Raw genomic sequence first — 355 nt, 5'->3', positions numbered from 1 at the left:
GGGCGTGCCCTGCGCGGTATTCGGGTTTACCCAAGAAGTCGCGGCGGTGATGCAGGCCGTGCAACAACAAAACGCTGAGCAAAGCACCGGGCATGGCCACAGCGGCATGGGCACGACCTTGTCAGCCAATGCCCTGGCCATGCATTGCATGCGCGCCAATTTGCAGGAGGTCATGACCGAACAGGCTTACCAGCACATGTTGCCGCTGGCAGCCGACCTGGCCCAAGGGCTGCGGGGAGTGTTCAAACAGCACGGCCTGCATTGGTCGGTGACGGAGCTGGGCGCGCGCTGTGAGTTCCAGTTCTGTGCCACGCCCCCCAAAACCGGCGCGCAAGCCGAGGCGGCGTTCCATGAC

At 63.9% G+C, this 355-nt stretch carries 1 pseudogene; it reads left to right on the top strand.

The window, feature by feature from the left end:
* Positions 1-355, top strand: a pseudogene (locus AAEZ06_RS26930) (aspartate aminotransferase family protein); the annotation flags it as partial.

This window comes from Pseudomonas sp. HY7a-MNA-CIBAN-0227, assembly GCF_040310325.1.
Lineage (GTDB): Bacteria > Pseudomonadota > Gammaproteobacteria > Pseudomonadales > Pseudomonadaceae > Aquipseudomonas.
This window is presented reverse-complemented; position numbering and strand designations above follow the sequence as displayed.